8 protein-coding genes are annotated in these 6,090 nt (G+C 33.7%); 4 read left to right on the top strand and 4 right to left on the bottom strand.

The genetic code is table 11. From position 1 onward, the window contains the following. The first annotated feature begins 278 nt into the window (after positions 1-278). Positions 279-521: a hypothetical protein gene (locus tag CSUIS_RS08370; protein ID WP_236860808.1), complete on the top strand. Its 243-nt coding sequence runs from the start codon at positions 279-281 to the stop codon at positions 519-521. A 258-nt stretch (positions 522-779) separates the two neighbouring features. Here the strand turns inward: CSUIS_RS08370 and CSUIS_RS08365 are convergent, their stop codons facing one another. The 3 genes from CSUIS_RS08365 to CSUIS_RS08525 are packed head-to-tail and all read right to left on the bottom strand — an operon-like array spanning position 780 to position 2,142. Next, the gene (locus tag CSUIS_RS08365) at positions 780-1,316 is read right to left on the bottom strand and encodes a metal-dependent hydrolase (protein WP_086298657.1); all 537 of its coding nucleotides are present in this window, start codon (positions 1,314-1,316) and stop codon (positions 780-782) included. After that, complete coding sequence (locus CSUIS_RS08360) at positions 1,313-1,972, bottom strand: hypothetical protein (protein ID WP_086298654.1); 660 nt, start codon at positions 1,970-1,972, stop codon at positions 1,313-1,315. The genes CSUIS_RS08365 and CSUIS_RS08360 overlap by 4 nt, the downstream gene beginning before the upstream one ends. Beyond that, positions 1,969-2,142: a hypothetical protein gene (locus tag CSUIS_RS08525; RefSeq protein ID WP_192940228.1), complete on the bottom strand. Its 174-nt coding sequence runs from the start codon at positions 2,140-2,142 to the stop codon at positions 1,969-1,971. The genes CSUIS_RS08360 and CSUIS_RS08525 overlap by 4 nt, the downstream gene beginning before the upstream one ends. 138 nt (positions 2,143-2,280) lie before the next feature. Here CSUIS_RS08525 and CSUIS_RS08355 point away from each other — a divergent pair, with 138 nt between their 5' ends. The 3 genes from CSUIS_RS08355 to CSUIS_RS08345 are packed head-to-tail and all read left to right on the top strand — an operon-like array spanning position 2,281 to position 3,676. Beyond that, positions 2,281-2,565, top strand: coding sequence for a hypothetical protein (locus tag CSUIS_RS08355; RefSeq protein WP_086298652.1), 285 nt, complete (start codon positions 2,281-2,283; stop codon positions 2,563-2,565). Positions 2,566-2,571: 6 nt separating this feature from the next. Beyond that, positions 2,572-3,237 (top strand): recombinase family protein, encoded by a 666-nt coding sequence (locus CSUIS_RS08350; protein WP_086298650.1) that lies wholly within the window; start codon positions 2,572-2,574, stop codon positions 3,235-3,237. After that, on the top strand, positions 3,221-3,676 hold the full coding sequence (locus tag CSUIS_RS08345; RefSeq protein WP_086298648.1) for a P-loop NTPase family protein: 456 nt from the start codon (positions 3,221-3,223) through the stop codon (positions 3,674-3,676). Before CSUIS_RS08350 ends, CSUIS_RS08345 begins: the two co-directional genes overlap by 17 nt. 1,172 nt (positions 3,677-4,848) lie before the next feature. Here the strand turns inward: CSUIS_RS08345 and CSUIS_RS08340 are convergent. After that, positions 4,849-5,922 (bottom strand): replication initiation protein, encoded by a 1,074-nt coding sequence (locus CSUIS_RS08340; protein WP_086298646.1) that lies wholly within the window; start codon positions 5,920-5,922, stop codon positions 4,849-4,851. Between the last annotated feature and the right edge of the window lie 168 nt (positions 5,923-6,090).

The following is a 6,090-nucleotide window of genomic DNA, read 5'->3' as shown; positions in this document are numbered from 1 at the left end:
CAATGCTCCCATCGAGCTTAGAAAGCCCCCTAAAAAGATAAAAAAAAGAATTTAAAAAAGATAAAAATCGCGCGCGTGAAAAAAATCGACAATTTTTTCGCTTTTTCTCTTGTGTTTTTGTTTCATTTCATTCATCAAAAACACATAAGGTAAATCAAAAATCAGAGATTTTTGAACTTTTATTATTTACTACACGCTACAACAAAGTAGCGTGTAGTCTAATCGGTGCAAACTTGCTACCTGGCATTTTTCGCTACTTCGTAGCTCAAAAAGCCGATTTGCTTATGTTCGCTATCGCTCACAAAAAGCATAAAAATCGCTCATTTCATTCGCTCAATGCTTTTCTCTCACATTTAGTGGAGAAAATTAGCGTTGTTTTGTGTGTTGAGTTTGATTTGCTATCCATCACCACAACCACAAAAACACAAAAATACGCAAAAAACCACAAATTAGCAAAATTAGCGTTTTTAGGGGGGGGGGTGGTGGTTGGGTATAGGTTAAAGTGTTTTTTTGGATTTTAAGGGGTATTTTGTGATGATATGAGTGTTTTTCTCTTTTTTTCTAAGTGCGAAAAAAATCATTAAAACGCTTAATTTTGCGTTTTAAGACATTTTTAGCCGTTAGGGCTATTTGGGTATTAATTTTTTTTATTTTTTGATTGTAGGGCAAATTTGAGCCGTTTATGAACGAATTTAAAGAGTATCTACGAAATAAAATACATAACAGAACAAAAAAGACCCAAAGTAAGCAAAACCAAAAAAGTTTTAAAATTTCTCTCATCAGAAGAATTTAAATCGCATTTCTAGATATTCTTTATTGTCTATGACGCCATTTTCATTTAGCTTTTTGTAGTCCATTAAAAAAACTTTGAATTGATTTAAAGGGTCAGAGTTTAAAAAGTCAGTCGATGGCTTTGTAAAAAAAAGAGAAATAGCAAGTAAGCCAAAAGCCACAATGTATTCGCTTGGCTCTCCAGTTTTAAAGCGTCCGCCAAAAAGTGTAAAATTTGACTTATCCAATGGCGATATGGGAACACCCGTAATCGTTAAGCTATCAGCTAACCAGTGCGAAAGATACCCAATGCCAAACCAAAAAAGCCAATCTCTGAAGTCGATAAAAAAGCTAAGTAGTATTAGCCCCAAAGGAACGATTAAATAATGTGTCGTAGTGCGGTGTGCTACAGGCTTACCTAAAAATTTTAATACCCATTCAAGCCAATCTGGAGCAGTCGAGCCGAGCAGAGCCAAAGGTAAAGCCGACGGATTAAATGGCAACGAAATTGCAGCTGCAATTGCTGTGTGTGATTTCCAAGTCATTGACTTAGCCTAAAATTTAAATAACTTACAAATTCGCTCTTTACAAGCAAGAGTAGATTATTTTTAAGCTCATCATTTTGAGACTTTAAAGTTGCTATATCTAATTTTGCAGTGTGTAAAATTTTTAAATTTTCCAATCTATCATCAAGATTTGAAACGGCATTTTTAACACGAATTTTAAGGCGATTTTCTTTCATTTGTAAAATTTTAATACGGTCTTCTAGGGCTGAGATTTTAATTTTGTTAGTGTAGAAATTTCTTAAGACGCTTGCAATTGTTGTTCTTTGTTTAATAATTTCTTCCTTTTTTTCTCTTGCTTCTTTTGGGTCGATAATCTTATACTCTAGCTGTAGTCCAACGTATGAATATGGGTGTAAATCGTTATAATCTTCGCTGGTGTTTCGCCTTGTGCGTTTTCCGACAAAGCCAGTTAAGCCAAGATTAAAGCGTTCTAAAATAGGCTCGATTTTAATGACTCTATTTTCCCAAATGAAGTTTAAAATTTCAGTAAAATTTTCTTGTTCGTAATTCTTGCTTGAAAGCTCATAAATATCCTTGTCAATAACTTGCAAATTTTTCATATCATTTTCGCTTATGCTTTGTGGATCATAAGCGAAAACAAAATTTAACGCTAATAAAAAAACTAAAATTTTCATTTTTTATTTCCACGCAAAGCAAGTCGCCCAGCCATAACTAACATTGCCATTTCATAATGACCTATCACAAATAGGGCAACGACAAACATCGCAAAAAGTATATTTGTGGCATCAACGGAAGCCTTAGAACTAAGCGGAATAATTGCTAAATTTTGACGTTTGTTTCGCATTATTCCGCTTAGTGTTTGATTTATTGCATTTTCATCTTTTGCGGTTACAATAAACCGCTTACAAGTTCTTATCAAATGAAAAGAACTAAATTTAACGTAAAAATATGTTATAATACTTAAAAAACAAGGAACTTTAAGATGTATGCTATCGCTTTTGATTTAGAAATTTCAGAATTAAAAAAACACTATGGTGACCCTTACAACAACGCATATTTTGAGATAAAAACCGAGATGTCAAAACTTGGTTTTGAATGGACACAGGGTAGCGTTTATCTATCGACGGACACTAAAAATAATCTAACTACGGTATATCGTGCTATCAATATGCTTTCATCGGTTGATTGGTTTAAAAAATCGGTGCGTGATATCAGGGCTTTTAAACTTGAGGATTGGTCTGATTTTACAGAGATTGTAAAGGGCTAACTTTTTATGAATATAGCCTATTTGCGTATTTCAACAAACGAGCAAAGACAAGAAAATTCTTATCTCGTCCAATTAAAAGCCATTGAAAAACAATATACAGTCGATAAGGTTATAAAAGAAGCTGTAAGCGGTGGTGCTGACTTTTCAAAAAGAACTGAGCTTTTAACTGCTATAAATAAATTAAATCAAGATGATAACTTTATCGTTTATCGAATGGATAGACTAAGTCGCGACATATTGCGGACTGGTTGGATAAAGCACGAAATAGAACGTAAAAAAGCCAATTTAATAAGCCTAGACTATAAAAGCGATGATTTGAACGATAGATTAAAAATGAATCTTTTAAGCGTATTTGCCGAATACGAAAAAGAAGTGATAAGATTTAGAATAAATCAAGCGTTGGCACTTAAAAGACAAAGGGGCGAAGCTTTAGGCGGAAAATATCCACCATTTGGCTTTAAATTTGACTATAACGAACAAGGAAAAAAAATACTTAAAGAGATACCACAAGAGCAAATAATAATTAAAAAAATTATCAAAATGAAAAATAAACCTATTACGCTAATTAAGCATTCTATCAACTCTACAAGTGAACGAAAGCTAAGCTATAAGCTAATACAACAGATTTTAAAACGATACACCAAAAAGGCGACATTTGATAAGTTACTTTAAATTTAAAAATACTAATACAGGAACACAAATTTTTTTACGTAAAAAGCGTAATGTATTTGATAAGCCAAAAGAAACATACATAAGCAAAAAAGGAAATATTTTAATCACTGGTATTTTAGCTAGCGGCAAAAGTAAAAAACTTGAAAGTTTTAATAAAAAGGCTGATGAGCTTTGGAAAGACAAAGTGATTTCATTTTCTGCAACTGATAGCATTTCAGAAATTTTCCATAAGAATTTAAATGGACACTCTGAAATCACAGACCTTTTGTCAGTTACCGAAAAATTGGACACTTCAAAAAATTTTGTAAAAGCTATGGCATTAGTCGAAAAAGCAAAAAATAGCACGATAATCATTGATGATATCGATAGGCTTTCAGGTAAAAAACTTGAAATTACTAAAGATTTGATAAGAACTAAAATTTTAAAAAATACCCCCTAAGGACCATATATAAAAAAATGCTTATAGCCTAGAAAACAAAGCGTTTTAAAATAAAAACAGCCCCTGCATAAAAAAGAAAAAAATGTGGGAAAAATTTAATAAAAAAAATATAATTAAGAAAAAATTAAAAATATAAAAAATTTTATCAAGCTTATAAATTTAATCTCTCTTAAGCCAAAATTTAATGTCATCTCAAGTGAAATTTTACGAATGCAGGACGGCGACGGTCGAATGAGAAAATTTAAGGGAAAACAATGTGGCGACCGTCGCCAAAATGTCGCATTTGGTTCAATCAAAATTTAAGCCCTAGCAGATTAAAATTAACCGTGTCTCTGTCACTTAAGCAATGTGAAATTTAATCGCTGCATCAATGCAATCGCCGAGCCAATGTCTCGGCTCTGTTCGCCCAGACAAATTGTCTAGGCTCAAATTGCGCTCAGAGCCGAAGTCTCTGAGACTAAGCGTTAGCGACCGCTTATCCCATTTGGGGCTTTTCGGTTCAGCGGTCGCCTTAACGCACTCCTTACGTCGCGTCTTCCCCCCGTCTCGCTTTGCTCGACAGCCCCGACCGCGCCGGACCTTATATGGAGTGCGTTCGCTTACAGCTATTCGAATACTCGAACAGCTGGTGCGAATGCACTTGGGTTTTGTTGCCCAGACTAATTCTAGGTTCATACAAATTTCTAATCGGAAACGGCGGTTTGGTGACCGCCGATTTTTATTTAAAGCGGTGGCTTTTCGCCCCCTTTCCGCCCCTTTCCCCCTACGCGACTTTGTCGCTGACCCCCTTACACCCCACCTTTGCACCCCCACCACACTTCGCTTCGCTTTGTGTGTCTTAGGTGGGGGGATTTTAAATTTTAGGGGGATTAGGGGCGGAATATAAGGGGCTTACTTTTCAATTCACCCTGCCCCCTTGAAAAGACGCCACCTTGGATTGCGGACGCTTCGCATTTGTCCGCACCGCTAAAATTTGCGATACTCCCAGTCTTTTTTCGCAAACGAAAAAAGCCCACGTCTCGCAAATTCACGCTATCGGTCGCCACAAAAATCGCACTTGCTTCGCTGTGTGCTTTTGTGGCTTCTAGGTAGTAAATTTCTAGGATAGAAAATTTTCTAGGTGTTTCAAGCTCTCGAAAGTTCGATAATTTTTTTTGAAAATGAATGATTGATTAATCTAGCTTCAAAGCGTTTTTCATATGAGCTATGCTATCAAAAAACATTTCGAATTCTTTGTGGTTTTCTTGATTAATCATCAAGCCCCAAATCATCTTTTTATTATCTCTATCAATATATTTTAAATCTTTGATTTTACAAGTATCATATCCGCCATATTCTTGATTTTTTATAGAAAAATGTTGTGATATATACGGAGTTAATTCCGTTACTTCTTCGCCTGTAAGAATATGAAATTTAGTCTCTCTACCGCTGTTTTTTTCCATCTCTTTTTCTGTTCTAGCTAGGTTTTGTATCATCTCTTTTAACTCGTTTCGCTTTGGTTCTGGAGTGAAATAAAACTCAATTCCGATAACTTTGCCGCCACGCCCACGACCTTTTGGATCTTTGATTTTTTTATAAGTCAGATTTTTGAAAATAGTTTGTTTCTCATTTGTGAATAGGTTTGGTTCGGCTGATAACTCTTTGATTGCTGGTTTTAGAATTTTTTCATCAATTTTAGATTGTGTATAATTGTTCGGGATTTGCATAATATCGCAAAAGTTCTGCCAGCCGTATTTAAAAATTGATAAATTGCCTGTATTTTTGAATTGTTTTAAAAGTCTATAGAGTGTTTTCGCATATTTTCCATTAATACCAATGAATTCTAAAAGTTCAAATTCTGTAAAATCCTTTGTTAGCTCATCGACTAAATATTTAAATGTTTCATTTATTTTTAGTTCTAAATGTGAAAATTGCGTAAAGCTTTGGTCGTGAAAAAAAATTTTATAGCTATTAAATAAATTGATTGTTTCTTTTCCATACAAGTTCCGTTTTTCATCTTTAATTAAAAATGTAAAATCAGTTTTAAAAAAATTTTGTCTTAATAGAGATGCTATTGTAGCTATCTCTTTGTCTGTAAGATTTTTTTCAAAAAAATTTCGCAATTCATTTGGATAAATTTCGATTATTTCATTTTGCGAATTTTTAATTTTGACCAAAATTCCCATCAGCAAATTTTGCTCTAATTCAGTTGAGATAGGAATTTTCAATTGATTAAAATCATTATGATATATAACTAAATTATTCATTTTAATCCCTTATTCACTTTTATAAGGGTTATTATATAAAAAACACAAAAAAATGTCAAGGGTTTTTAATAGTCCCCAAAAGGGTTTTTAATAGTCCCCAAAAGGGTTTTTAATAGTCCCCAAAAGGGTTTTTAATAGTCCCCAAAAGGGTTTTTAATAGTCCCCAAA

This window comes from Campylobacter porcelli (genome assembly GCF_002139855.1).
GTDB lineage: Bacteria > Campylobacterota > Campylobacteria > Campylobacterales > Campylobacteraceae > Campylobacter > Campylobacter porcelli.
The sequence above is the reverse complement of the archived record's forward strand: the minus strand, read 5'-3'. Positions and strand labels throughout refer to the sequence as shown.